The 25,802-nt window shown below is 72.5% G+C and carries 23 protein-coding genes, 1 tRNA gene and 1 riboswitch; of the genes, 10 read left to right on the top strand and 14 right to left on the bottom strand.

Annotated elements, in window-relative coordinates:
* Position 1 precedes the first annotated feature (1 nt).
* Together cobN and ABZ810_RS27470 are read right to left on the bottom strand one after the other, a co-directional pair.
* Positions 2 to 3,664 (bottom strand): cobaltochelatase subunit CobN, encoded by a 3,663-nt coding sequence (cobN, locus tag ABZ810_RS27475; RefSeq protein WP_358408019.1) that lies wholly within the window; start codon positions 3,662 to 3,664, stop codon positions 2 to 4.
* Between the two features lie 61 nt (positions 3,665 to 3,725).
* Positions 3,726 to 3,874: riboswitch (cobalamin riboswitch) on the bottom strand.
* A 69-nt stretch (positions 3,875 to 3,943) separates the two neighbouring features.
* A complete protein-coding gene (locus ABZ810_RS27470) occupies positions 3,944 to 4,165 on the bottom strand; it encodes a hypothetical protein (protein ID WP_358408016.1) in 222 nt (73 codons plus the stop codon).
* On the opposite strand from ABZ810_RS27470, the gene ABZ810_RS27465 reads away from it, so the two are divergent.
* Positions 4,166 to 4,435, top strand: a complete 270-nt coding sequence (locus ABZ810_RS27465; protein WP_358408015.1) for a hypothetical protein — start codon at positions 4,166 to 4,168, stop codon at positions 4,433 to 4,435.
* A 209-nt stretch (positions 4,436 to 4,644) separates the two neighbouring features.
* Positions 4,645 to 5,562 (top strand): MauE/DoxX family redox-associated membrane protein, encoded by a 918-nt coding sequence (locus tag ABZ810_RS27460; protein ID WP_358408013.1) that lies wholly within the window; start codon positions 4,645 to 4,647, stop codon positions 5,560 to 5,562.
* Here the strand turns inward: ABZ810_RS27460 and ABZ810_RS27455 are convergent.
* The 3 genes from ABZ810_RS27455 to ABZ810_RS27445 all read right to left on the bottom strand — a co-directional run bounded on the left by ABZ810_RS27455 (position 5,498) and on the right by ABZ810_RS27445 (position 7,394).
* A complete protein-coding gene (locus ABZ810_RS27455; RefSeq protein WP_358408010.1) occupies positions 5,498 to 6,025 on the bottom strand; it encodes a hypothetical protein in 528 nt (175 codons plus the stop codon). The two genes, ABZ810_RS27460 and ABZ810_RS27455, sit on opposite strands and share 65 nt — an antisense overlap.
* Before the next feature lie 17 nt (positions 6,026 to 6,042).
* Entirely contained in the window at positions 6,043 to 6,618 is a 576-nt protein-coding gene (locus ABZ810_RS27450) for a hypothetical protein (RefSeq protein WP_358408008.1), read from the bottom strand.
* A gap of 122 nt (positions 6,619 to 6,740) precedes the next feature.
* On the bottom strand, positions 6,741 to 7,394 hold the full coding sequence (locus ABZ810_RS27445) for a LysE family translocator (protein ID WP_358408007.1): 654 nt from the start codon (positions 7,392 to 7,394) through the stop codon (positions 6,741 to 6,743).
* Positions 7,395 to 7,479: 85 nt separating this feature from the next.
* Between ABZ810_RS27445 and ABZ810_RS27440 the strand changes: the two genes are divergently transcribed.
* Entirely contained in the window at positions 7,480 to 8,265 is a 786-nt protein-coding gene (locus ABZ810_RS27440; protein WP_358408006.1) for a hypothetical protein, read from the top strand.
* A gap of 109 nt (positions 8,266 to 8,374) precedes the next feature.
* Here the strand turns inward: ABZ810_RS27440 and ABZ810_RS27435 are convergent, their stop codons facing one another.
* The 3 genes from ABZ810_RS27435 to ABZ810_RS27425 form a co-directional block, all read right to left on the bottom strand.
* Positions 8,375 to 9,634 (bottom strand): hypothetical protein, encoded by a 1,260-nt coding sequence (locus tag ABZ810_RS27435; protein ID WP_358408005.1) that lies wholly within the window; start codon positions 9,632 to 9,634, stop codon positions 8,375 to 8,377.
* A gap of 166 nt (positions 9,635 to 9,800) precedes the next feature.
* Entirely contained in the window at positions 9,801 to 11,258 is a 1,458-nt protein-coding gene (locus ABZ810_RS27430) for an AMP-binding protein (protein WP_358408003.1), read from the bottom strand.
* Positions 11,259 to 11,411: 153 nt separating this feature from the next.
* Positions 11,412 to 12,062 (bottom strand): DUF1444 domain-containing protein, encoded by a 651-nt coding sequence (locus ABZ810_RS27425; protein ID WP_358408000.1) that lies wholly within the window; start codon positions 12,060 to 12,062, stop codon positions 11,412 to 11,414.
* A 177-nt stretch (positions 12,063 to 12,239) separates the two neighbouring features.
* Between ABZ810_RS27425 and ABZ810_RS27420 the strand changes: the two genes are divergently transcribed.
* The 4 genes from ABZ810_RS27420 to ABZ810_RS27405 are packed head-to-tail and all read left to right on the top strand — an operon-like array spanning position 12,240 to position 15,979.
* A complete protein-coding gene (locus ABZ810_RS27420) occupies positions 12,240 to 12,887 on the top strand; it encodes an ABC transporter permease (protein ID WP_358408496.1) in 648 nt (215 codons plus the stop codon).
* Positions 12,880 to 14,154 carry a betaine/proline/choline family ABC transporter ATP-binding protein gene (locus ABZ810_RS27415; RefSeq protein WP_358407997.1) on the top strand — a complete coding sequence of 425 codons (1,275 nt, stop codon included), beginning with the start codon at positions 12,880 to 12,882 and terminating at the stop codon, positions 14,152 to 14,154. The genes ABZ810_RS27420 and ABZ810_RS27415 overlap by 8 nt, the downstream gene beginning before the upstream one ends.
* A complete protein-coding gene (locus tag ABZ810_RS27410; RefSeq protein ID WP_358407994.1) occupies positions 14,151 to 14,978 on the top strand; it encodes an ABC transporter permease in 828 nt (275 codons plus the stop codon). The genes ABZ810_RS27415 and ABZ810_RS27410 overlap by 4 nt, the downstream gene beginning before the upstream one ends.
* Positions 14,978 to 15,979: a glycine betaine ABC transporter substrate-binding protein gene (locus tag ABZ810_RS27405; protein WP_358407991.1), complete on the top strand. Its 1,002-nt coding sequence runs from the start codon at positions 14,978 to 14,980 to the stop codon at positions 15,977 to 15,979. Before ABZ810_RS27410 ends, ABZ810_RS27405 begins: the two co-directional genes overlap by 1 nt.
* 40 nt (positions 15,980 to 16,019) lie before the next feature.
* Here the strand turns inward: ABZ810_RS27405 and ABZ810_RS27400 are convergent, their stop codons facing one another.
* From ABZ810_RS27400 to ABZ810_RS27375, 6 genes are all read right to left on the bottom strand, one after another.
* Positions 16,020 to 18,032, bottom strand: coding sequence for a hypothetical protein (locus ABZ810_RS27400; protein WP_358407989.1), 2,013 nt, complete (start codon positions 18,030 to 18,032; stop codon positions 16,020 to 16,022).
* Positions 18,033 to 18,085: 53 nt separating this feature from the next.
* Positions 18,086 to 19,612 (bottom strand): cobyric acid synthase, encoded by a 1,527-nt coding sequence (locus ABZ810_RS27395; RefSeq protein WP_358407987.1) that lies wholly within the window; start codon positions 19,610 to 19,612, stop codon positions 18,086 to 18,088.
* Positions 19,609 to 20,532 (bottom strand): cobalamin biosynthesis protein, encoded by a 924-nt coding sequence (locus tag ABZ810_RS27390; protein WP_358407985.1) that lies wholly within the window; start codon positions 20,530 to 20,532, stop codon positions 19,609 to 19,611. The genes ABZ810_RS27395 and ABZ810_RS27390 overlap by 4 nt, the downstream gene beginning before the upstream one ends.
* Positions 20,533 to 20,596: 64 nt before the next feature.
* Entirely contained in the window at positions 20,597 to 21,388 is a 792-nt protein-coding gene (locus tag ABZ810_RS27385) for an aminoglycoside phosphotransferase family protein (protein WP_358407982.1), read from the bottom strand.
* 22 nt (positions 21,389 to 21,410) lie between these two features.
* Positions 21,411 to 21,551 carry a hypothetical protein gene (locus tag ABZ810_RS27380; protein ID WP_358407979.1) on the bottom strand — a complete coding sequence of 47 codons (141 nt, stop codon included), beginning with the start codon at positions 21,549 to 21,551 and terminating at the stop codon, positions 21,411 to 21,413.
* Positions 21,535 to 23,382, bottom strand: a complete 1,848-nt coding sequence (locus ABZ810_RS27375) for a glycoside hydrolase family 15 protein (RefSeq protein ID WP_358407976.1) — start codon at positions 23,380 to 23,382, stop codon at positions 21,535 to 21,537. The genes ABZ810_RS27380 and ABZ810_RS27375 overlap by 17 nt, the downstream gene beginning before the upstream one ends.
* A gap of 141 nt (positions 23,383 to 23,523) precedes the next feature.
* Here ABZ810_RS27375 and ABZ810_RS27370 point away from each other — a divergent pair.
* The 3 genes from ABZ810_RS27370 to ABZ810_RS27360 all read left to right on the top strand — a co-directional run bounded on the left by ABZ810_RS27370 (position 23,524) and on the right by ABZ810_RS27360 (position 25,632).
* A tRNA-Arg gene (locus ABZ810_RS27370) sits at positions 23,524 to 23,597 on the top strand.
* A gap of 223 nt (positions 23,598 to 23,820) precedes the next feature.
* Entirely contained in the window at positions 23,821 to 24,021 is a 201-nt protein-coding gene (locus ABZ810_RS27365) for a hypothetical protein (RefSeq protein ID WP_358407974.1), read from the top strand.
* A gap of 186 nt (positions 24,022 to 24,207) precedes the next feature.
* Positions 24,208 to 25,632 (top strand): FKBP-type peptidyl-prolyl cis-trans isomerase, encoded by a 1,425-nt coding sequence (locus ABZ810_RS27360; RefSeq protein WP_358407971.1) that lies wholly within the window; start codon positions 24,208 to 24,210, stop codon positions 25,630 to 25,632.
* Positions 25,633 to 25,802: the final 170 nt, after the last annotated feature.

Below are 25,802 nucleotides of genomic sequence, written 5' to 3'. Positions count from 1 at the left end.
CTCACTCGCCTCCTTCCAGGTCCCCTTCCAGCTGGAGGTAGGTCTCGCGGAGGCGGTCGAGGACGTCCGGGTCGGGCTCGGCCCAGAGCTCGCGGTCGGCCGCCTCCAGGAGCCGTTCGGTGATGCCGCGGAGCGCCCACGGGTTGGACTGCTCCATGAACGCCCGCGTCTCCTCGTCGAAGACGTACTCCTTGGCGAGCGACTCGTACATCCAGTCGTCCACCACCCCGGCGGTCGCGTCGTACCCGAACAGGTAGTCGACGGTCGCGGCGAGCTCGAACGCGCCCTTGTAGCCGTGCCGCCGCATCGCCGCGATCCAGCGCGGGTTGACCACCCGGGCCCGGAAGACCCGGTGCGTCTCCTCGGCGAGCGTGCGCGTCCTGACCTGCTCGGGGATCGCCGAGTCGCCCACGTACGCGGCCGGGTCGCGGCCGGTCAGCGCGCGCACCATCGCGACCATGCCGCCGTGGTACTGGAAGTAGTCGTCGGAGTCGACGATGTCGTGCTCGCGGGTGTCCTGGTTCTTGGCGGCGACCGAGATGCGGCGGAACGAGGCCTCCATGTCGGTGCGCGCCTCGCGCCCGTCCAGGCCGCGCCCGTACGCGTAACCGCCCCACACCGCGTACACCTCGGCGAGGTCGCGGTCGTCGCGCCAGTTGCGCGCGTCGATCAGCGGCAGCAGGCCCGCGCCGTACGCTCCCGGCTTCGAGCCGAAGATCCGCGTCGTCGCCCGCCGCCAGTCGCCGTGCCCGGCGCGGTCCTCCAGCGCGTGCCGCCGCAGGAAGTTGCGGTCGCCCGGCTCGTCCAGCTCGGCGACCGCCCGGATCGCGTCGTCGATGAGCGCGATGACGTGCGGGAACGCGTCGCGGAAGAACCCGGAGATGCGCAGCGTGACGTCGATGCGCGGCCGCCCCAGCTCGTCCGGCGGGACGATCTCGAACCCGGTCACCCGGCGCGACGCGTCGTCCCAGACCGGGCGGCAGCCGATGAGGGCGAGGACCTCGGCGATGTCGTCGCCCTGCGTGCGCATCGCGGACGTGCCCCACACCGTCAGGCCGACGCTGGACGGGTACTCGCCGGTGTCGTCCAGGTGCCGCCGGACGAGCGTGTCGGCCAGCGCGACGCCGACGTCCCACGAGTTGCGGGACGGGATCGCCTTCGGGTCGACCGAGTAGAAGTTGCGGCCGGTCGGGAGCACGTTCACCAGCCCGCGCGTCGGCGAACCGGACGGCCCCGCGGGCACGTATCCGCCGTCGAGCGCGTGCAGGACGGCCTCGATCTCGCCGGTGGTCGCGTCCAGCCGCGGCACGACCTCGGCCGCGCCGAACTCCAGCAGGCGCACGATCCCCGGGGCCTCCCGGCCCAGCACGTCCCTCGTCACCGCCGCCGCTCGCGCGGCGTCCCAGCCGGTGCCCTCCATCCCCTCGACGAGCCGCCGCGCCACCGCCTCCAGCAGGTCGACCACGTCGGCCGCCGTACGCGAGGGGCCGTCGGCGAGCTCGGACAGGCCGCCGGTGCCGGGCACCCCGGCGCCGGGGTCGGCGAGCAGCGCCTTCTCGTCCAGCCCGTGCAGCTCGGCGAGCGCCGCGCGCAGGCCCGGCATGGCGCCCGCGACCCCGCCCCACACCTGGCTCGCGCGCAGGACCGCGAGCACGAGGTTGACCCGCGCCTCGTCCTGCGGCGCCTGTCCCAGGATGTGCAGGCCGTCGCGGATCTGCACGTCCTTGATCTCGCACAGGTAGCCGTCGATGTGCATGACGAAGTCGTCGAACTCGTCCTCGCCGGGCATCTCGTCCTGACGCAGGTCGTGATGCAGCTGCGCGGCCTGGATCAGCGTCCAGATCTGCGCCCGGACGGTCGGCAGCTTGGTGGGGTCGAGGTCGTTCACCGTCGCGTACTCGTCCAGCAGCTGCTCCAGCTTGGCCAGGTCGCCGTAGGTGTCGGCGCGCGCCATCGGCGGCACCAGGTGGTCCACCACGGTCGCGTGCCCGCGCCGCTTGGCCTGCGTGCCCTCGCCGGGGTCGTTCACGATGAACGGGTAGACCAGCGGCAGGTCGCCCAGCACGCCGTCCGGGGCGCACTCCCCCGACAAACCCAGGCCCTTGCCCGGCAGCCACTCCAGCGTGCCGTGCTTGCCCAGGTGGACGACCGCGTGCGCGCCGAACTCCTCGTCCAGCCAGCGGTAGGCGGCCAGGTAGTGGTGCGACGGCGGCAGATCCGGGTCGTGGTAGATCGCGATCGGGTTCTCGCCGAACCCGCGCGGCGGCTGGATCATCAGCACCACGTTGCCGAACCGCAACGACGCCAGCACGATCTCCTCGCCGTCCACGTACAGCTCGCCGGGCGGCTCGCCCCAGTGCCGCAGCACGCCGTCCCGGAACGGCTCGGGCAGCGCGCCCAGCCACTCCTTGTACGAGGCGAGCGGCACCCGCGCCGGCGCCTGCCGCAGCTGGTCCTCGGTGAGCCACTCCACGTCGTGCCCGCCGGCCGCGATCAGCGCGTGGATCAGCGCGTCGCCGGTGTCGGGGTCCTCCCAGAGGGTCCCGTCACCGCCCAGGTCGTACCCGGCCTCGGCCATCCTCCGGAGCGTCCGCACGGCCGACGTCGGCGTGTCGAGCCCGACCGCGTTGCCCACCCGGGAGTGCTTGGTGGGGTACGACGACAGGACCAGCGCGACCTTCTTCTCCGCGTTCGGCACGTGCCGCAGCCGCGCGTGCCGCACCGCGATGCCCGCGACCCGCGACGCCCGCTCGGGGTCGGCCACGTAGACCGGGATGCCGTCGCGGCCCTCCTCCTTGAACGAGAACGGCACCGAGATCAGCCGCCCGTCGAACTCGGGGATCGCCACCTGCATCGCCGCGTCCATCGGCGCCAGCGCCGCGTCCGACTCCTCCCAGGCCGCCCGCGACGACGTCAGGCACAACCCCTGGACGACCGGCACGTCCAGGGCGGCCAGCGCCCCCGCGTCCCAGGCGTCCTCGTCGCCGCCCGCGCTCGCCGCCGACGCCACCGCGCCGCCGGCCGCCAGCACCGTCGCCACCAGCGCGTCCGTGCCCTTCAGCAGCTCCATCAGCCCGGTGTCCGCGCCGCGCAGCGAGCCGCAGAAGACCGGCAGCGCGTTCGCCCCGTGCGCCTCGATCCGCTCGCACAGGGTGTCGACGAACGCCGTGTTGCCCGACAGCTGGTGCGCCCGGTAGAAGACGACCCCGACGGTCGGGCGCCCGTCCACCCGCGCGTACGACCCGTGCACCCCGTACGAGGGCATCGCGACCGGCGGCGCGAACCCCTCGCCCGTCAGGAGGACCGTGTCCGACAGGAACCGGGCCAGCTCGCGCAGGTTGGCGACGCCGCCCTCACGCAGGTAGTCCAGCGCCTCCGCGGCCACCCCGGCCGGAACGGTCGACAGCGCCATCAGCTCGGCGTCCGGGTCGGCCTCGCCGCCCAGGAACACCACCGGCAGGCCGCTCGCGCGCAGCCGGTCGACACCGTCCGGCCAGGTCTTGCGGCCGCCCAGCAACCTCACGACGACGAGGTCGGCGCCCTCGGCCAGCCGGTCGAGCCCGGCGGGCTCGACCCGGACGGGATTCGCGGTCGCATAACCGGCGTCGGCCGCCTTCGCGGCGAGGAGTTCGGTGTCGGCGGTGGACAGCAGCAGGGCACGCATCGGCAGACCTCCTCCGGGGTCTCCGCGCCCCGGCTAGGGGAAGAGGCAAGCGCCGGCCGGAAGTCTCCTGGCTCCCGGATCACCGCGGGCCCCCTGCCTTCCAGCCTCTCGGCCGTGGCATCGCGTGGAGGTCCGCTCCCCGGTCACAGTTGCGGGACAGCCCCGGACTTGACCCGAGCCGGACGGCCGGCTCGGACGCACCGGGTTCCTCCCTCGCCGTCGCGCGCCCAGTCTACGGCCGCTCGCCCCAGGGGCCCGGGGCCGCCCGTCCCGCGGGCTTCACCCCTCGGCCGGGGTGCGGGCGAGGGTGCCGGAGATGAGGGTGGCCATGGTGCGTTCGAGCTCGGTGGTGAAGTCGACGCGCATGACGGCCAGCGCCGGATCGGCCTCGTAGGCGGCGAGCACGCTGGGCGAAGGGCGGGCGTGGGCCCACAGGCCGCCGATGCAGGCGATGCCCATCGCGACCAGCCGCCAGGAGGCCTCTTCGTCCAGCTCCGGCACGTGCCGGCGGAACAGGGCGGCACCATCGCCGTCGCGGCCCACCCGGGCGGCTCCGACACCGAGCTCATGCGCAACTCGCCCACCCCCGTACGCCAGGTGTTCAACCTCTTCGCCGCGCGCTTCGGCCAGAGCGCGGCGCCTGACGGGTTCCGCGAGGTCAGGGGCCACCCGAAGCTCGTCGCGTCCAGCCGCCGGTCGCACGACGCCGCCCTCCAGCGCCGCCTGTGGGCCCTCTCCGAGGAGCTGACCGGCATCACGTTCCCCGTCTGACCGGCGCGGCCCGGTACGCCTGACCGGCGCGGGCCCGGTGTGTCCGACCGGCCTGGGCCCGGCGCCCCGCGGCACGCGGCACGCGGCACGCGGCACGCGGCACGCGGCACGCGGCACGCGGCACGCGGCACGCGGGTTGAGCTGGCGCGCTCCGGCGCGGCGCGGGCGGGCGTCTACGATCGCCAGACGTTCGCATACCGGGAGGGCCTGTGACGGCGGTGATGGCCGGCGTGTACCCCGCGCTGATCGTCGTACTGGTGGTGGCCGCCGTGGCCAAGGCGCGCGACGTCCGGGCGTTCGCCGCGATCGTGGACGGCTACCGGATCCTGCCGGGCCGCACGACCCTGGCGGCGGCGGTGACGATCGCCGCGGCGGAGGCGGCCGCCGCCCTCCTGCTGGCCTTTCCCGCCGTGCGCCTGTGGGGCGCGATGGCGGCGGCCCTGCTCTTCGCGGTGTTCCTGGCGGCGATGGCGTCGGTGCTGCGACGAGGCCTGCGGGTGGTGTGCGGCTGTTTCATGTCGGGCCGGCTGGTCGGGCGCCGGACGATGGCGCGCACGGGTCTGCTGCTGGTGTTCGCCGTCATGACGGCCGCCGCGCCGGCCGCCGCGTTCTCCGCCTGGCACCTGGTGACGTCGGCCTGCTGCGTCGGCCTGGTCGCCGCTGCGTCGTACGTCCGCCGGCCGGTGCACGCGGGCGAGGCCGAACGGCCACCCGGGCTGAAGCCGGGTGACCGTTTCCGCCTGGCGGCCGGGCCGCGGTACGGCACCGACCCGACCCTGTACGCGCTGGTCTCGGCGAACTGCGGCACCTGCACCGGCATGTTGCCGGCGTTCAGGGACGCCGCCTCGAAGATCGGCGTGGTCCTGGTGAGCGCCGCCGGGGAGGAGGCGATGCGCGCGCACCTGGCCGCGCACGGCGCCGCCGACCTGCCGCTGGTGATCGATCCGGACGTCTACGCCGCCAACGACATCGCGTGGCCGCCGTTCACCGTCATCACCGGCGAGGACGGCACCGTGCTCGCCGCGGGCGGCACCGACACCCCGCAGCGGCTCGGCACCCTGCTCACTTCTTGTACGGGACCAGCTTCTCGCGCAGCTCGCGCGCCGTCCCGAGCAGGAGCCCCTTGAGCAGCTCGCGGCTCTCGGGGGTCGCGCCGATGTGCTTGTCGATGTCGATGATCTGCTTCTTGGTCGCGGTCACCGAGTTGAGCTGGTGATTGAGCTTGATGTCGCCCAGCCACGGGTTGCGGAAGATGTTGGCCGCGTCCGTCTTGAACATCTGGACCAGGTCGTCGGGGTCGGCGACGTAGTTCTTGACCTCGGCGACGAAGGTCAGCGTGGCCTTGCTGCCGACGACCGCCTGCTGGAGCGCGGTGTCGCCGGTCTTGCGGTCGAGGACGACGGTCAGGCTGTGCATGAGCGGGTCCTGGACGGGCTTGAACCTGACGTACTGGAGGTCGGTCCCGGCGGAGAGGCCGATGGTCGGGCAGCCCTGGTAGGCCATGATGTAGACCATCTCGCCGATCAGGACCTCGTCCTTGCTCTCCCTGGCCTCGGCCTTGTTCGCGAACTTCGAGATCAGTTGCAGCATCGTGTCGGCTCCCGGGCTCAGGCGGTGGCGGCGGTGGCGGAGAGACGTCCGCGCAGGTACTTGGCCAGCGCCTGGCGGACGGCCGCGAGGTGCTGCTGGAGCACGGGGTACTTCACCGTGTACTGGTCGGCGAAGTAGGGCGCCAGGTCCAGGAGGAGCTCGACCTGGACGTAGACGTAGCTGGTGGACAGGTCGGCGTCCACGGTCATCACGCCGGGCTCGCCGACGTCCAGGAACGCGCTCTTGACCTCCGACTTGAGCGCCTGCCAGACCGTCCGCGTGTTCTCGACGGGCTCGCCGTAGGCCATCTGCACGGACGCGTGGTGCCCGAGGGCCTTGGCCTCCATGACGTCCCCGGTCCGGTGCGTCAGCCGGAACATCACCCGCTGCCGGGTCGGCGGGTGCTCGAACCGGAGATGGTGGTGGTTGCCGTCGGAGTTGAGGTCGATGAGCGTGTTGCCCTCGGCCACCATCGCCGTCACCACGGCGCCGACGAGCAGGTCGTCGACCTCCCGCGCGAACCGCTGCTCGTCGAACCGCTGCCAGCTGCGTTTCACCAGTTGCCCGTAGACCTGGTCGAGCTCTTCGCTCACCCTTCGCCCCTTGTGGTCGGGTTTCGTTGGATTCTGCACCCTAGCGGCGCGTGATCTTCAGAAGGCGCCTTTCCGGCCATCCGGAAACGCGGGCGGCCGGTGGTGGCCAGGAGGGAACCGGATCAGTCCTTGCGCCCGGTGGTGGCGACGGTGACGCCGAGGCCGATCATCATGAGGCCGCCCGTGCCGCCGATCGCGGCCAGCCGCCGGGGCGACCGTGCGAACCAGGCGCGCGCGAAGCCCGCGGCCACGCCCCAGACGCTGTCGCACAGCAGCGCGATCAGGCAGAACGTGAGGCCGAACACCACCATCTGCAGCGGGACGTGGCCCAGGCCCCGGTCCACGAACTGCGGCAGGACGGCCGCGAAGAACACGATGGTCTTGGGGTTGGTCAGCCCGACCACGAACCCCTGCGCCAGCGCGCGCCTCCGGGTGGCGCCGCCGTCCGGCGCCTCCGCCTCCAGCCCGGTCAGGGCCTCCTTGAGGGAGCCGCGTTCCCTGATCGCCTGGACCCCGAGGTAGACGATGTACGCCGCCCCGGCGAGCTTCAGCGCGGTGAAGACGACCACGGACCGCTCGACGATCGAGCCGACGCCGAGCGCCACCGCCACGGTGAGCACGACGAAGCCCAGCTCGTTGCCGACGACGCTGGCCAGCGCCGCGCGGCGGCCGTACGCCAGGGCCCGGCCGACCACGAAGAGCACCGAGGGCCCGGGGATGAGGATGATGACCGTCGCCATGGCGGCGAAGCCGGTCAGCTGTTCGAGGGACACCATGGGGGGAGCCTACAAACCACGAAGTACCAGCTCATAGTGGTTTTCTGGCGGGTCCATTGCCCGGCCGCGGGTACCTCCTCAGATCATGGAGAGCTGGTTCGCGCACGACATCGTCGACGCCGGGCGGCTGAGGCTGTTCACGTTCTTCGTCTGCATGATCGCCTCGTTCGCGTTCATCCGGTTCAGCGTGCGGATGATCCGGGCGGAGGTGAAGTGGTGGCCGGGCAACGTCACGCCCGGCGGGCTGCACATCCACCACGTCGTCTTCGGGCTGGTCCTCATGTGCGTCGGCGGCATCGGCGGGCTGGCGGTCGAGGACGGCCGCTCGGGCTGGGCGGCGCTGGCGGCGGGGGTGTTCGGGGTCGGCACCGGGCTGGTGCTGGACGAGTTCGCCCTGGTGCTCCGGCTGGACGACGTCTACTGGAGCGAGCAGGGCCGGCTGTCGGTGGACGCGATCTTCGTGGCCGTCGCCGTCACGGGGCTGGCGCTGCTCGGCTTCGGGCCGCTCGACATCGGCGCGATGTTGACGCCCGATCCCGACGACGGCTACCGGACGCCGCTCTGGGGCGTCGTCCTCACCGCCGCGATCAACCTGGCGCTGGCCGTGATCACGCTGCTCAAGGGCAAGACCTGGACCGGGCTCATCGGGCTGTTCGTGACCATCCTGGTGATCTTCGGCGCGCTCCGGCTGGCGCGGCCCGGCTCGCCCTGGGCCAGGTGGCGCTACAAGGAGGGCTCCCGCAAGATGGCCCGCGCGGTCAAGCGCGAGCGGCGGTGGCGGCAGCCGCTGAACCGCGCACTGGTGGGCTTCCAGAACGCCGTCGCGGGCCGCCCCGACCCGCCGCAGGTGAAGGGCCCGGACGGCCCCTGACCGAAGGCCCGGCCCGCGCACGCTATCGGGGCATCATCGACCGCCACTCGCGTTTCGACGGTCCGGCGCCGTGAGGGCCGCGCCGTGCAGGACCTCGGCCGCGACGCGGTTACCGCGACAGGCGCGCCGGTGACTCGGCCCAGCCGCCGGCCGGTGCCCGGCCGACGGGCAGCCCGCGGAAGGCCTCCAGCACGCGCGGGTCCTGCGCGTCCAGCCAGTCGACCAGCTGCCGGAACGAGACGCACCGCGCCTCCGTCCGCGTGCAGACCGCCCGCATGACGTCCTCGACGGCGTTCATGTAGATGCCGCCGTTCCAGTCCTCGAAGTGGTTACCGATGATCATCGGGGCGCGGTTGCCGTGGTAGGCCCGCTCGAAGCCGCGCATCAGCCCGGCACGCATCTGGTGCTCCCAGCGCGACCGCAGCGCCGGGGCGCCGCGCTGCCGCTTCGACTGGTTGACCAGGAAGTTGTAGTCCATCGACAGGACCTCGAAGCGCTTGCCCGGCATCGGGACCTGCTGGAGCGGCAGATCCCAGAGCCCGAACCGTTTGCGCGGCCAGACCTGCGCGCCGTTGCCGCTGGAGTCGTACCGGAACCCCATCGACCGGCCCGCCTTGAGCACGTTGACCCGGCCCTCCAGGCAGGGCGTGCGGCCGCCGATCAGCTCCTTGTCGTAGTCGAACGGCAGCGGCATGACGGTCGTCCAGCCGGTGGTGGTGCGCCAGTTCTTGACGAACCACTTGGCCTGCGTGATCTCCGAACGCCACTGGGCGGGCGACCAGGAGCCGACGCCCGTGGGCCCGCAGAAATGGCCGTTGAAGTGGGTGCCGATCTCGTTGCCCTCCACCCAGGCCTGCCGGATCTGGGTGAGCGTGCGGCGGATGCTGTCGGCGCCGAGGTAGCCGATGTCGGACGAGCCGCGCGGCCTGCCGGGCGGCCGGTACCGGTGCCGTTCCGACTGAGGCAGCAGGTAGATGCCGCTGAGGAAGAACGTCTGGCTGGCGCCGAGCTCCTGGCCGAGCCGCCGGAACCGCGAGAACAGCCGGTTGTCGTCCTCGCCGGCGCCGTCCCAGGAGAACACGACGAACTGCGGCGGCCGTTCGCCGGGCGCGAGCCGCCGCGGCTTCGGCCGGCCCGGCTGGGCGCCGGTGTCGGCCGTCGAGCCGTCCCCGATCGGCCTGCTCGTGCGCGGCGCGCCCACGACCGGCGGCCTGGCCACCGTCACGTCGCCCGCGTCGCCCGCCGCGCCGCGTTCCGCCCTGGCGTCGGCCTCCCCGGGGCCGGCCGGCGACGCCGCCCGCGCGGTGTCGCCGCCGCTCTCGTCGTGGACCATCCACGCCGCGCCCCAGGCCAGGACCGCAGCCCCCACGGCCAAGCCGATCGTCGTCCTCGCCACACCCGCCACGCCCCCACGTTCACCGCTCCATGGGGCCGGATATGGGAGGCATGCGGGAGCGACGGCGAATCATGAGAGTGACGTTGCCGGGATTTGCCGCGCGCGTGCGGGCCCGCCCACCGGCCTGCGCCGGCCCGGCCTAGCGGAGGGTGGTCCGCTGGACCTTGCCCATCGGCGTCCGCGGCAGCTCCGACATGAACGTCACCGAGCGCGGCACCTTGTGCTCGGGGAGCCGGTCCCGCACCCGGGCCAGCAGGTCGGCCTCCAGGCCGGGCGTCGGCATCGTCCCGGCTGCGAGGACCACGAACGCGCGCAGCCGGCTCGTGTCGTCCGCGGCGGCCACGACCACGACCTCCACGACCCCCGGATGCTGGCCGAGCACCCGCTCGACCTCCAGCGGCGACACCCGCTCCCCCGACACCGTCAGCTGGTCGCGGACCCGGCCGTGGTGGTGCACGAAGCCGTCCTCGTCCATGTGGACCAGGTCCCCCGTCCGCAACCAGCCGCCCGCGTCCAGGACCTCGGCGGTCTGCGCGGGCCGCCCCAGGTATTCGGCCATGACCGAAGGCCCCCGGACGTACAGCACCCCGGGCTCGCCGTTCACACGTCCCGGCTCGGGCCGCACCTCGATCTCGTACGGGTCCAGCACCACGCCCAGCGCGCCCCTGCGGCGCCGGGTGACGGTGTTGGAGATGAACGTGTGACCGACCTCCGTGCTGCCCAGCCCGTCCAGGACCGGGCAGCCGAGGACGTCCTCGATCCGGTCCGCCAGCGACGGCAGCAGCGGCTCCCCCGCCGACGCCACCGCCCGCAGCGACCCGAAGGCGTCCCGCTCCTCCGGGCACGCGCCGACCAGGCGCGCGTACCAGGTGGGCACGGTGAGGAGCAGGGTCGGGCGATGCTCGCGGAGCTGCTTCAGGACCCCCTCCACGGTCGGCCTCTCCGGCCACAGGACGGCCGACCCCCCGCAGAACATCGGGAAGAACACCGTCGCGCCGAGCCCGTACGGATAGCACGCCTTGGACAGCGAGAACGTCACGTCGGCGGGCGTGACACCGAGGGCGCCGATGGCCATCGCCTGGACGTAGGCCTCCGGATCGGTATGCCGGTGCACCGCGCCCTTGGGCGGCCCGGTGGTGCCGGAGGTGTACTGGACGTAGGCGGGGGCGCCGGGCGCCATCGGCACCGGGTCGGGGACGACGGCCGGCTCGTCGGTCAGGTCCTCGGCGGTCAGGACGTGCACGGAGGGGAAACGGGCGGCGAGTTCGGGCGCGCACACGGCGGCCTGCGGGGCCGAGTCGGCGAGCACGTGCGCGTGCCCGGCCGCGGACTGCTCCGGTCCGGTGAGCACGGCCACCGCGCCGAGCCGGAACGTTCCGAGCAGGGCCGCGACGAAACCCACCGAATCGGGCAGCGCGATGAGCACCCGGTGGCCCGGCCGGACCCCGGCGGCGTGCAGGACCGCCGCGGCGCGGACGGCCGCGTCGTGGACCTCGCCGTGACTGTAAGTCGCAGGACCGGAATAGAAGAGGGGGCGGTCCCGCCACCCGTAGGTATCCGCGCGTCGGGCCAGCACGGCCGCGAGATTGCCTTCCATAGCGGAGCTCCTCTGCCTGGGATGACAAAGCGGAGGCTACGCCGGGTAGGCATACCGACACGGTGAGTTCGCGCTATTTCGGTCTCAGTAGGACCGCAATTAGGTCATACATACGTACGAGGCCCGTGCGAGATCAGGGGACGGGCGACCGGGTCAGGCGGGCAGGGTCTCCCAGGCGCCGCCGCGCCGTACGAGCAGGTCACGCGCCAGCAGGGCACCCGCGGGCACGTCCCAGGCGGGATCGGCGGCCTCACCCTCCGACCACACCTGGTCGACCGCCCAGCGCAGCTTGTCGACGCCGTCGGGATGCCCGGTGCCGGTCGCGACGAACACGTCCCGGCCGGGCACCGCCACGACCAGGTCGCCCTCGACGTCCTGGGCGAGCTTCTCCAGGAAGCCATCGTCCAGCAGCAGCCCGGACTCCAGGCCGCCCTCGCCGAGCGACACGGTCACCGCGCGCACGTCCGGGTACCAGTTGAGGGCCAGGTCGGGCCGCCGGTTGCGCAGGTTGGCGACGGCCTGGCGGCGCAGCCCCTCGGGCGCGACCTGGAGCTCGGCGCAGTGGCGCCGGGCGATGTGCTCGAAGCGGCGGGCGGCTCCCAGGCCGCCCAGCCCGCTCAGGGCGCCGGCGCCGCCCGGCCGCGGCGCGGCGGACGTGGCGGGCATCAGCGCGCCCACCGGCTCGTCGACCAGCTCGAGCGCGTAGGTGACGTAAAGGTCGCCCGCGAACGGGTCGCGGATCGGCTCCTCGTCAGGCGGCAGCGGGAATTCCAGCTGCACCTCGGCGGGCACCCGGGCCTTCATCAACGGGACGATGAGACTGGCACGCGGCTCCGCGGACACGGCACGTTCCTCCTGATGCTCCTGAGGTCCGGAGTGGATCACTTTATCGGGGACGGGGCCCCGACCGGCCCGTTCCCCGCCCATCGTCATGTGTAATCACACGAATACTTTGGGTAGGTGATCTCCCGGGGGAAGATCGTGAACTTCTGGGAGTACCTGAGCAGCCGGCGTGAACTGCTGGCGTTCGAGACCTGGCAACACGCCAGCATGGTCTTCCAGTGCGTCCTGGCCGCACTGGTGATCGGCCTGGCCATCGGCCTGGCGACCTATCGTCGTCCGGCCGTCGCGTCGTTCGCGACCAGCACCGCGGGGGTGCTCTTCACGATCCCGTCGCTGGCGCTGCTGGGCCTGCTGATCACGCCGCTCGGGCTGGGCGTGGCGCCCAGTGTGGTGGCGCTCACCCTTTACTCTCTGCTGCCCATCGTCCGCAACACGATCGTCGGCCTGTCCGGCGTGGACCGCACGCTGGTGGACGCGGCGCGCGGCATCGGCATGAACCGCCGCAGGATCCTGATGCGGGTGGAGCTGCCGCTGGCCTGGCCCGTCATCCTCACCGGCGTCCGGGTGGCCACCCAGCTGGCCATGGGCATCGGCGCCATCGCGGCGTACGTCTCGGGCCCGGGCCTGGGCGAGCAGATCTTCTCCGGCCTGGCCCGGCTGGGCGGCGCCAACTCCATCAACATGACGCTCGCCGGAACGCTCGGCGTGGTCGTCCTTGCCCTGCTCTTCGACGGCTGCTTCATCCTGATCGGCCGCCTGACCACCTCGCGGGGGATCCGTGCCTGACACAGCCCGGCCCGAGGCCGAAGCCACCGGCGACGACCACGCCGCCGACACCACAGAGGCCGCCGACTCCGCGGCGGGGCGTTCGATCGAGCTGATCGGCGTCACCAAGCGGTTTCCGGGGCAGGAGACGCCCGCCGTCGACAACGTCAGCCTGACCATCCCCGGCGGCGAGATCGTCGTGCTGCTCGGCCCGTCCGGCAGCGGCAAGACGACCACCATGCGGCTCATCAACCGGCTCATCGAGCCCACCTCGGGCAAGATCATCGTGGCCGGGCAGGACGCGATGAGCCTGGACCCCAACGACCTGCGCCGCCACATCGGCTACGTCATCCAGAACGCCGGGCTGTTCCCGCACATGACCGTCGGCACCAACGTCGGCCTCGTCCCGCAGATGCTCGGCTGGGACAAGAGCCGCATCGCCGAGCGCGTCGACGAGCTGCTCGAGCTGGTCGACCTGGAGCCGGCCGCCTACCGCGACCGCTACCCGCGCGAGCTGTCCGGCGGCCAGCAGCAGCGGGTCGGCGTGGCCCGCGCGCTCGCCGCCGACCCGCCCGCGATGTTGATGGACGAGCCGTTCGGCGCGCTCGACCCGATCACCCGCGAGCACCTCCAGGACTCGCTGCTCCAGCTCCAGGAGGAGCTCGGCAAGACCATCGTCTTCGTCACCCACGACATCGACGAGGCCCTCAAGCTCGGCGACCGCATCGCGATCCTCGACAAGGGCTCGCGCATCGCGCAGTTCGCGACGCCGCAGGAGATCCTGCTCGACCCGGCCGACGACTACGTCGAGCAGTTCCTCGGCGGCGGGCAGGCGATGAAGCTCCTCAAGTTCAGCCGGGTCGCGGACGTGCCGCTGGTGCACGTCCCCGAGGCGCGTGCCGAGGACGACGCGGACGCCGTGCGGCGGCGCATCGAGGACGCCGACACCACGTTCGCCATCGTGCTCGACCGGCGGCGACGCCCGGTCCGCTGGATCACGCTGGACGACCTCGACGGGATGACCGGCACGATCGGCGAGCGCGGCACGGTCATGGCCGACCCGATCCGGGCCAGGTCCAACCTCCAGCAGGCCCTGGAGGCGCTGATCCAGACCGACCACGAGTCGGTGCCGGTCGTCGGGCCGCGCGGCGTCTACAAGGGCTCGGTCAGCCTCGCCACGCTGCAGAACGCGATCAAGGAGATGAAGGACCGCGCCCGCGAACGGTCACGCGACCGTGACCGGCGCCGCGCGGACGAGCCGGCGTCGGCGGAAGAGCCGGTGTCGTGAGCGCGCCGGCCGCTCCGCCGGAGGAGAGGGAAGAGGGCGGGGGCCCGGCGCTCGCCGAGGCCGAGGCGACGGCGACGACGCGCGCCTCGCTCCAGGCGCCCGCCGCGCACTCCTGGCGGGCGCTGCTCGAACCGGTGCTGATCCTGGCGCTCGGCGGCCTGTGGCTGCTGTACGTGGAGAACAGCGACCTCGACAGCATCTCGCGCCGCTCGCTGGCGCTCCCCTACGTCATGCAGAAGACCTGGGAGCACGTCCAGCTGACCGTCGTGTCCACGCTGATCGTGCTGCTGATCGCGATCCCGCTGGGCGTGCTGCTCAGCCGCCGGTGGGCGCGCCCGGCGACGCCGGTGGTGCTGGCGATCGCCAACATCGGGCAGTCGGCGCCCGCGATCGGCGTCGTGGTGCTGCTCGCGGTCATCTTCGGCATCGGCTACTGGACCGCGATCGTCGCGCTGGTCGCGTACGGCGTGCTGCCCGCGCTCCGCAACACCATGGTCGGCCTGCAACAGGTCGACCCGACCCTGATCGACGCGGGCCGCGGCATCGGCATGTCGGGCACCAAGGTGCTCTGGCGGGTCGAGCTCCCGCTGGCCGTCCCGGTCATCCTGGCCGGGACCCGCACCACCCTGGTCCTGATGGTCGGCACGGCGAGCATCGCCTCGTTCATCAGCGGCGGCGGGCTCGGCGACCTGGTCACCACCGGCGTGAGCACGCAGCGCACGCCGGTGCTACTCACCGGGTGCATCCTCATCGCCCTGCTGGCGCTGCTCGTCGACTGGGTGGGCGCGATGGTCACCCGCTACCTGGCACCGAAGGGGCTCTGATGGCTCGGAGGGGGCGTCCGCACGTTCGTCCGCTGCTGGCGGGCCTGCTGCTCGCGGCGCTGGGCGCGCTCGCCGCCGGCTGCGGGCTGAAGCCCGCGTCGGCGTTCGTGCCGGCCATCGAACCCGGCAGCATCAAGCCCGTCGAGGGCCTGAAGGACGCCACGATCAGGGTGACCTCCAAGGAGTTCACCGAGCAGCTCATCCTCGGCAAGATCGCGGTCCTGGCGCTGACGGCGGCGGGCGCGAACGCCGAGGACCACACCAACGTGCAGGGCAGCGTGACCGCACGCCAGTCGCTGACCAGCGGCGAGAACGACCTCCAGTGGGAGTACACCGGGACCGGCTGGATCACCTACCTCGGCCAGGACGACCCGATCGCCGACCCGCTCGAGCAGTGGGAGGCGGTGCGCGACCTGGACCTCAAGAAGAACGGCGTCGTGTGGTTGTGGCCGTACGCGCCGCTCAACAACACCTACGCGATGGCGGTCACGGCGGCGACGCAGCGGAAGTACGGGCTCACGAACCTGTCCGACATGGCGAAGGTGCCGGTGCGGCAGCGCACGTTCTGCGTCGAGCCGGAGTTCTTCTCCCGCAACGACGGCCTGCGCGGCATGCTGGAGACGTACGGCGTCCCGTACGGGTCGTCCTCCGGGGTGCCCGCGGGCAACATCCGGCAGATGTCGTCGGGCGTCGTCTACAGCGCGACCGCTCAGGGCCAGTGCACGTTCGGCGAGGTCTTCACCACCGACGGCCGCATCCCGGCGCTCGACCTGAAGGTGCTCGCCGACGACAAGAAGTTCTTCCCCAACTACAACGCCGCCGTGACCGTGCGCCAAGACGTCCTGAAGGCCCATCCGGAGCTGACCCAGGTGTTCGCCCAGATCAGCCCCAAGCTCACCACCGCGGTCATGCAGGACCTCAACAGCCAGGTCGACGTCGACGGCAACGACCCGGTCTACGTCGCCCGCGACTGGATGCGCGAAGAGGGCTTCATCAAGTAGCCCGGTCCGGGCGAGGCGCACGGGGCCCGGGCCCCGCGGGTCACCCGTTCGGGATCACGCAGGGGGCGCCGGCGCAGACGTCGACGACCTGGCCGCCGGACTTGAGGAAGTGCGCCGCCTGGGCCCGGGCCTGCTCGCTGCGGACCGTGCTGTCGTGCGGGCTGTTCGCGGGCGCCGGCGCGGTGTTGCCGGGCGGCGGAGCGTCCGTGCCGCTGTCCCACATCACCAGCGCCGACCCGTTGTAGGGGAACCCGGACACCGCCGGGACTCCCCACATCGGCAGCACGTCGCCGCTGCGGCCGGGCCGTAGCGCGGGCTGCCTGACCGGGATGCCGAGCGTGCGCGCCATCACCTCGGTCGTCACGTTCGACACCGAGTCGTCGCCGAACGCCTCGTGCAGCAGCACCCGGTGCGCCGGGGTGCCGGGCAGCGGGTCGCGCACGAGGTGAGCGGTGTAGCCGTTGGCCTCGCCCCGGTCCCAGAGCATCTGCATCAGGCCGAACCCGAGCTGCTGGTCGGCCTTGTCCGGGTACGGGATGTCGATGACCTGCTGCACGCTCTTGAACGAGGAGCTGCGGTTGAGGAGCGTCGAGAAGTTCTGGCCGGGGACGCTGAGCACGGAGGTCGTGAAGTCCTGCGCGAGCGCGGTCAGCGCGGCGCCCTGGATGCCGCCGTGGCTGGCGCCCGCGTAGGTCAGCCTCGCCGCCGGGTCGACGGCTCCGCCGAACGCGGCGGACGCGGCGGCGCCCTTCGGGTGGATCATCCAGCGGCCGAGGAACAGCGTGTTCAGGTACGACTGCTGCATGCGGTCGGGGACGAGCCGGAAGTTGGACAGGTCGGCCAGCAGCGCCAGGTAGGGGCGGTCGGGCCCGGAGATGCCCATCCAGTCGGTCGCGCACAACATCAGGCCGTGGTCGTTGGAGAACGCCTTGACGGCCGCCGCGTCGATGACTGTGTGGTCGCCGAACAGCCCGTGCCCGTACAGCACCGGGCGCGCCTTCCGCTGGAGCGCGCCGCGCGGGACGTTGCACTGGAACGGCGCGTGGTACGTCCGCCACGTCGGCGCGACCGGCTCGTCGTACGGGCCGGGGGCCGCCTTGTCGTAGGTCAGCCGGGTCCCGGTCGGGTCGAGGAAGCTCGGCACCTCGATGAGGCCGGTGACGCGCCGCGCGATCTGCGGGTCCTCGGTCTCGGTGAGGTTCTTGACGGAGGTGAGGCGCACGGTGGGCGCCTTGGTCCCGAGCCGGGCGAACGAGGTGTCGCGCATCGCCAGGGCCCGGCCGGTGAGGCTGCGCGTGGACGACGTGGTGAAGTCCCAGGCGAGGTTGAGGCCGCGCGCGGTGACGCCGTGTCGCCTGAGGTCCTTCAGGGTGGCCTGGAGGGCGGTCCACCTCGGCTTGAGGCGCGCGTCCCCGGGCGCGGTCGCCTTGCTGAGGGCGGTGAACGCGACGCTCGCGGCCACCGGCTTCCCGCCCGCGTCGCGGACGTCGCGCAGGGCGACCAGGTAGCGGGTCCCCTCGTTCAGCCGCGTGGCGGGCCGGATGATGAGCGTGCGCCGCCGCGGGTCCTGCTGGTCGAGCTCGGTCCAGTAGGGCGCGCGCTTCCCTGTCCTCGCGTCGAGGAGCACGACCGGCGCGTCCGCGCGCAGCGACCGCCCGATGTCGGTGCTGGGTGCCAGGCCCGTCCTGACCGGGTCGAGGCCGGGCACCTGGACGAGGATCGGCGAGCCGGGCGAGAAGCCGTCGTTGCGGTTGAACTCGGCGGTGTCGATGCCCTTGCCGAAGATGTTGCGCGGCATCGCGGCGGCCTTGAAGGCGACGCGGCGGCCGGTGTCGGTCGTCGTGTCGCGGACCGTGTGGACGTCGTTGGGGAACGGCACCAGGCAGCCCGAGCCCGCCGCGGAGATCGGGTCACAACCCTGGGCCGCCCGCTCGGCCGCCACCGCGAGCGGATCGGGCGTCGCCCGCGCCGGGGCCGCGGCCTGCGCGGGGACGGACGTGCCGCCGAGGGCCAGACCGGTGAGGGCCACGAGCACACCGAACGACCGTTTCACCGGCGTCACCCCGCGTTTCGAACATGAGCCATATTCAGAAGAGCAGAGTGATCTTAGCCACGGTTCACCTCCTTGTCAGCAGGCACTTTCGGTGGCCCGCCGGGAGCGACGACCGGCAGGCCGGCGGGCGCGCCGTGCTCGATGAGGCGCCACACCGCGTCGGTGTCGAGGTGCTCCTCGACCAGGTCGCCGAGCGCGTCCAGGGTCGCCTCGCGGATCGCCCCGAACGAGACGTCCGGCGCGGGCGTGAAGTCGCGTCCCGCCACGGCCGCGACGTCGCGCAGGAAGGCCCGGCGGAAACCGTCGTTCTCCATCGCGCCGTGCCAGGTCGTGCCCCAGACCGCGCCGGACCGGCAGCCGTCCAGGAACGGCTCGCCGCCCAGCACGGTCGTGATCCCGTGGTGGATCTCGTACGCGGTCACCGGCTCGCCGTAGGCCGTGCCGCTCGGGCGGGCCAGGGTCTTGTCGCGTTCGAAGGTCACCCGGGCCGGGAGCAGGCCGAGGCCCGCGACCGTCCCGGCGCCCGACTCCACCTCGTCCACGATCTCGCCGGCGAGCATCTGGAAACCGCCGCAGACGCCGAGCACCGGCCGGCCCTCGCGCGCCCGCCGCTCGATCTCCTCCGCCATGCCGCGTTCGCGCAGCCAGGCCAGGTCGTTCACGGTGGCCCGCGTCCCGGGCAGCACCACCAGGTCGGCGTCCGCCAGGTCGCCGGGGCTGGCCGCGTACCGCACCACCACGCCCGGCTCGCAGCCGAGCGCGTCCAGGTCGGTGAAGTTGGAGATGCGCGGGAAACGGATCACCGCGATCCGCAACGTCCGGCGCCCGTACGCGGCCCGCGCGTCGGGGCGCGGCGCGTCCAGCGCGAGGGTGTCCTCGGAGTCGAGGTAGAGGCCCAGCTTCCAGGGCAGGACGCCGAACGTCGGCCGGCCCGTGAGCGCCGCCAGCTGGTCCAGCCCTGGGGCCAGCAGCTCACTCGCGCCACGGAACTTGTTGATCACGAATCCGGCGACCAGCGCCTGGTCGGCGGGCTCCAGCAGCGCCACCGTCCCGAACAGCGAGGCGAACACGCCGCCCCGGTCGATGTCGCCGACCACGATCACCGGCAGGTCCGCGGCCCGCGCGAGCCCCATGTTGGTGATGTCGCCGGCCCGCAGGTTGATCTCCGCCGGGCTGCCCGCGCCCTCGCAGATCACCACGTCGTGCTCGCGCCGCAACTCCGCGAGGCTCTCCCCCACGACGGCGCGCAGCCGTTCCTTGTGCGCCCCGTACTGCATCGCGTCGACCTCGGCCACCGGGCGCCCGAGCACCACCACCTGGCTGCGCCGGTCGCTGCCCGGCTTGAGCAGCACCGGATTCATGATCGCCGCCGGCTCGACCCGGGCGGCCTGCGCCTGCATGTACTGCGCCCGCCCGATCTCGGCCCCGTCCGCGGTGACCATCGAGTTGAGCGACATGTTCTGGGCCTTGAACGGCGCGACCTTCACGCCGCGGCGCGCCAGCCAGCGGCACAACCCGGCCGTGACCACGCTCTTGCCCGCGTCCGAGGTGGTCCCCGCGACCAGCAGCGCTCCGCTCATCGTGTCCTCCGCGTTCGCCCGGCCACCGCGGCCACTCCCGCCGCCACTCCCACGGCCGTTCCCGCCGCCAGCGCCCCGGCCGCCACCGTCACCGCCGCCGACAACCGCACCGCGCGCCGGATGTCGGCGACCTCCGGCTCGCGCCCGTCGCCCATCTCCGGCCTGGCCTCCACCCGGCCGCCGTACACGTTCGTCCCGCCCAGCCGTACGTCCAGGGCGCCGGCGAACGCGGCCTCGCACCGTCCCGCGTTGGGACTCGGATGCCTGCCGCCGTCCCGCCGCAGCACCCGCCACGCCCCGGCCCCGCCGCCGCAGGCGACCGTGAGGATCCCCGTCACCCGCGCGGGCACCCAGTTGGCGAGATCGTCCAGCCTCGCCGAGGCCCATCCGAACCGCTCGTACCGGTCGCTCCGGTATCCCACCATCGCGTCCAGCGTGTTGATCGCCCGGTAGGCGGCGAGCCCCGGGACCCCGGCCACCGCGCCCCACAACAGCGGCGCGATCGCGGCGTCGGAGGTGTTCTCGGCGATCGACTCGACGGTCGCCCGCGCCAGGCCCTTGGCGTCCATCCCGGAGGGGTCCCGCGCGCACAGATGCGACAGCCGGGCCCGCGCCCCCTCCAGATCACCGGCCTCCAGCAGCCCCGCCATCCGCCGCCCCTCACGCCCGAGCGACGTCCCGCCGAGCACCGCCCAGGTCACCAGCGCCGTCGCGACCACGCCGCCGCGCCGCTCCAGGACCCGGCCCGCCGCGCCCGCGCCGCCGACCAGCACCGCCGTGAAGACGACCCCGCGCACCCGCGAGTCCGCGTGGATCGTCCGCTCCAGCGCGCCCGCCGTACGGCCGAACCCCGCCACCGGGTGCCAGCGCCGCGGATCTCCGAGCAGCGCGTCGAGCGCCACCCCCGCCAGCAGGCCCACCGCGCGGCCGGTTCCCCCCGAGAGGGGACGACCCCCCGCACCCTGCGACGCGGCTGCGCCGCCTTCAGGTGAGACGTGCATCGAGGTCGTCCCAGTTGCGCTCCAGCCAGTCCTGCGCTCGCCGGATGCGCGGCCCCGCGCCCCCCTGCCAGAGGCGCGCCCAGCCGCCGCCCACGTTCTCCGCCCGGAGCCGCATCGCCTCGTACGACCGCTCGAACCTGACCCGGGCCGCCACCAGCAGCCGGCGGCGGTCGTCACCGGCCAGCCCGTAGGCGTCGCAGAAGACCCGCAGCCTGCGGCCCACGTCCGCGCCGTACAGGCGCCCGTCCCGGTCGCACGGATCGGCGATCGGCCCCCAGTGCCGGAGCGCCGTCACCACGTCGTACAGCCGCGTCGTCGGCCGCGCCAGATCGAAGTCGATCAGCGCCACCGGTGCGCCCGCCCGGAACACCACGTTCTCCGGCGTCACGTCGCAGTGCCCGATGATCTCCGGTGCGCCGTCCAGGGCGGACGCCACCGTGTCCCAGGGCGCGTCGGCCGGCGGCTCGTAGGCGCGCACCGCCTCGTGGTAGCCGCGCAGCAGGCCGGCCACCCCGGCCAGCGCCTCCTCGGTCACCGCGTACGCGGGCAGCGGCCGCGCCGGGGTCTCGCCCCGCACCCAGCTGAGGACCTCACGCCCGTGCTCGTCGGTCCCCAGCAGCCGGGGCGCACCGTCGAAACCGGCCGCCTCCAGATGCCGGAGAAGCCCGTGCACGGCGGGACTGTGCGGGCCGAGCGGCCTCCGCACCGTGTCCCCCACCCGCACCACGCCCTCCGTCACGACGTCCCCGCCGGAGAGCGGCACCTCCACAGTCACAATCCCCAACGATAAGGGCACGTCAGCCGCGCGACGTCCGTTTCAGCTCGCGAACGATCTCCGCCCACGCCTGCTCGTCGACGATGACGCCGGCGTCGTGCGCGCCGCCGTCCGGCCTCTCCTCCGCCCAGGGCCGTTCCAGCCTCCTATGCCAGAGGTACACCCCCACCAGGATCGCCACTCCGATGACGGCGACGAGGAATGTCACCCTCACCCCTCCCTCCATCGAGCCGCCGGTCGAGGTTCACCGCCGCGGTGATCAGGGCGAGATGGCTGAACGCCTGCGGGAAGTTGCCCAGCTGCTCCCCGGTCGGCCCGATCTCCTCGGAGTAGAGCCCCAGGTGGTTGGCGTAGGTCAGCATCTTCTCGAACGTGAGCCGCGCGTCGTCGAGGCGGCCGGACCGCGCCAGCGCCTCCACGTACCAGAACGTGCACATCGAGAACGTGCCCTCCGAGCCCCGCAGCCCGTCCGGCGAGGCGCCCGGGTCGTACCGGTACACCAGGCTGTCGGACACCAGCTCCCGGTCCATCGCCCGCAGCGTGGACAACCAGCGGGGGTCGTTCGGCGCCACGAACCCGACCAGCGGCATGTACAGCAACGACGCGTCCAGCACCTCGCCGCCGTAGTGCTGCACGAACGCGCCCCGCTTCTCGCTCCACCCGCGTTCCATCACCTGCTGGTAGATCGCGTCGCGTTCCCTCGTCCACGTCGCCAGGTCGCCGGGAAGCCCGCGCCGCCGGGCGATCCGGACCGCCCGGTCCAGCGCCACCCACGACATGAGCCGCCCGTAGACGAAGTCCTGCGGCCCGCCCCGCGTCTCCCACAACCCCGCGTCGCGACGGTCCCAGTGACCGCACAGCCAGTCGACGAGGCTCCGGACGCTCGCCCACCCCTCGTACCCCAGGCGCAGCCCGCGCTCGTCGGCCAGGCAGATCGAGTCCAGCGCCTCCCCGTAGATGTCCAGCTGCGACTGCCCCGCGGCGCCGTTCCCCACCCGCACGGGCGCCGACCCGCGGTACCCCTCCAGATGCCCGAGCGTCTCCTCCTCCAGATCGCTCGACCCGTCGATCCGGTACATGATCCGCAGCGGCCCCTCGTGCACCCGGTCGCCGAGCCACCGCAGGAAGGCCTCCGCCTCCTCCTCGAACCCCAGCCCCAGCAGGGCGTGCACCGAGAACGACGCGTCCCGGATCCAGGTGAACCGGTAGTCCCAGTTGCGCTCACCGCCGACCTGCTCGGGCAGCCCGGCCGTCGGCGCCGCCACCAGCGCCCCCGTCGGCGCGTACGTCATGAGCTTCAAGGTCATCGCCGCGCGCTCGACCATCTCCCGCCACCGGCCCCGGTAGCTCGACCGCCCGATCCACCCGCGCCAGAAGTCGCGGGTCTCGTCGAACAGGCGCATCACCGCGTCCAGCGACCACGGGTCCGACGACCCCGTCTGCAGGACGACCCCGCCGGACTGCCCCGCCGACGCCTCCACGACGGCCCGCACGCCGCCCTTCCCGTCGGCCACGACGTCGGCGTGCCCCGGCTCCCGCCGCACCACCGACAGGAAGGTGCCGCCGAACCCGACCCCGTTCTCGGTGATCTCGACCTTGTGCTCCTCGCGCCCGTAGTCGAACGCGGGCCTGCACTCCACCACGAACCGCATGCGGCCCCGGACCACCCGCACCAGGCGCACCAGCAGATGCCGGTCCGACGGCCGCCCGCCCCGCACCGGCATGAAGTCGATCACCTCGCCGACGCCCTCCCCGGTCATGAACCGGGTGATCAGGATGGCCGTCCCCGGCAGGTACAGCTGCCGGGTGGTACTGCCCTCCACCGTGATCCGGAAGAACCCGCCCCGCTCCCGGTCGAGCAGCGACGCGAACATGCTCGGCGAGTCGAACCTCGGGCTGCAGTACCAGTCGATCGTCCCGTCGTCGGCGACGAGCGCGGCCGTCTGCAGATCCCCGATGATCCCGTGCCGCTCGATTGCCGGATATACGTCCATGACTCACGAGCCTCGCCCGCCGGCCCGCCGTCCTCCTCACCCGTTCCGGATGAGCCCCCTTCACCAGGCGTAACGACGCCGCCACGCGGAATACGACAGTGCGAAGACCATCGGCCGCGCTCTACACTCAGGGCTCAACAGGCGCCGGTAGCTCAGCTGGACAGAGCATCGGACTTCTAATCCGACGGTCGCGGGTTCGAATCCTGCCCGGCGCGCCCTTTTGCAGAGGCTCCGGACCACCCGGAGCCTCTCCGCGCGCAGCGTCCCCAAGGGTCAGCCGAGGGGACGCGTCCAGGGAGTCCTCGACCAGTGCGCGGGCAGCTCGTCCCCCACGGCCGAGACCATCTCAGTATGCGCGCCGCTTCTCCGGCCGGGCCACCTCCAGGGAACGTAGGCGGCATACGGCCTCCGTCGGGCCTTGATGGGGGTGGGGACGGTGTGAGACTCGAGATCGGCGCGTTGATCGAGATCCTTTATCAGGTGGGATTCCTCACCGCGCGACCGCCGGGCGACACCGACCGGCCGGGCGACGACGGGTTCCTGGGCGTCCACCAGGTCCAGCAGCTCAACCTGGACGCCGTGCGGCAATTCCAGGTGCACCCGATGTTCCGCAATTACCTGGGCACCCAGCCGGTCTGACGTCCGTTCCCAGAGACAGGGGTGACAGGCGGGTCTCGCTCCACCACACTGACTTGTCGAAATCGGCCGGAGGGCCGGTAGATTGCAGCCGGTTGTCTTTGCCCTGACTTCACAGCCGCCTTAGGCGAGGGCTGGCAGGGTGGACCTTTCGTGTGGTGTCGTCGAACCCGGAGCGAGTGAGGAAACATGGCCGAGGACGAGAAGCCCAAGGATGAGCCGACGGGCAAGGCCGACTCGGCGGCGGATGAGGCGGAGCTGACGGACGAGGCCACCGAGCCCAAGGACGAGACCGCCGGAGCCGGGGACGAGGCCGCGACCAAGGACGAGGTCGAGACCGCCGACGAGGACGAGGACGGCGAGCCTGAGGGCGAGGGCGACGAGCCCGAGGCCACGGACGAGTCCACGGACAAGGACGAGAAGGTCTCGGACGACGACTCCGACGCTGACGCGGATGACGAGGACGCGGACGCGGACGAGAAGCCGGCGAAGCCTTCGATCAAGATCAAGGCTCCGGCCAAGCCGAAGGCCTCGCTGCCCCAGGCCAAGAACATCCGCAGCCCGGAGTTCACCCCGCACGGGATCAGCGCGGGCCGCGGGAGCGGGCCGCGTCCTTCGGCGTTGACGGCGGCGCAGGCCAAGAAGCGGCGGCGGGCCACCACCGCGGCGGTGGTCGTCGGGCTGCTCGCCATCGCGGGCGCGACCGCGTTCTACGTGACGCGGCCGGGGCCGACGATCGAGGTGACCGGGGCGCTGGGCAAGGCGCCGACCGTGAAGATCCCCAAGGACCTGGTGCCGGACAACGAGTTCAAGGTCACCGAGGCGATCACCGGGAGCGGGCCCAAGCTCGCCAAGGGCGACACCGCCTACGTGAAGTTCGCGTTCTACCAGTGGGCCAAGGGCACCGGCGAGAAGGCCGAGAGCGTCAACAAGAAGCTGAACTCGTCCTGGGAGCAGCAGGGCGGCGGGCAGGTCATGCCGATGACCGTCGGCAGCACGCAGGTCAAGGGCCTCGACAAGGGCCTGGTCGGGCACCCGGCGGGCAGCCGGCTCGTGCTGCAGCTGCCGCCGGCCGACGGGTTCGGCGAGCAGGGCTCCCAGATGGGCCTGACCAACAAGGACTCCGTGGTCTTCGTGGTGGACATCATGACGGTGATCCCCAAGAACGCCGAGGCCAAGGGCACCGAGAAGAAGCTCGACGACAAGAAGCTGCCCAAGGTCGAGGCCGGTGAGCCGGGCAAGGGCCCGAAGATCACCATCCCGAAGGAAGACGCTCCGAAGAAGCTCCAGGTCAAGACGCTGATCGAGGGCACGGGCCCGGCGCTCGCCAAGAACGACCAGGCGCTCGTCCAGTACGTCGGCAAGCTCTGGCGCGACGGCAAGACGTTCGACGAGAGCTGGAGCAAGGGCCAGCCCGCCGCGTTCCCGATCGGGACGGGCGGCACGGTCCCGGGCTTCGACAAGGGCCTGACCGGCGTCAAGGTCGGCAGCCGCGTGCTCCTCGTCCTGCCGCCCGAGGAGGGCTACGGAAAGCAGGGGAACGCGCAGGCCGGAATCAAGGGAACGGACACGCTGGTGTTCGTGGTGGACATTCTCGGCACTCTTCCGAAGTAACGCGGGCCTCAGGTCTCACGGCGGGACACCCGGCTGGGTGTCCCGCCGTTGTTCGTAAAGAGAGTTCCCGTTCCAGCGGAGAGATCAGCCACGACAACCGTACGGCGGCTCTGATCGTCCTCTAATGGGAAGTCCTGGGAGAGTGCAGTGATCGGCCGAAACCACGAATC

The organism is Spirillospora sp. NPDC047279 (genome assembly GCF_040643285.1).
Classification (GTDB): domain Bacteria; phylum Actinomycetota; class Actinomycetes; order Streptosporangiales; family Streptosporangiaceae; genus Spirillospora.
This window is presented reverse-complemented; position numbering and strand designations above follow the sequence as displayed.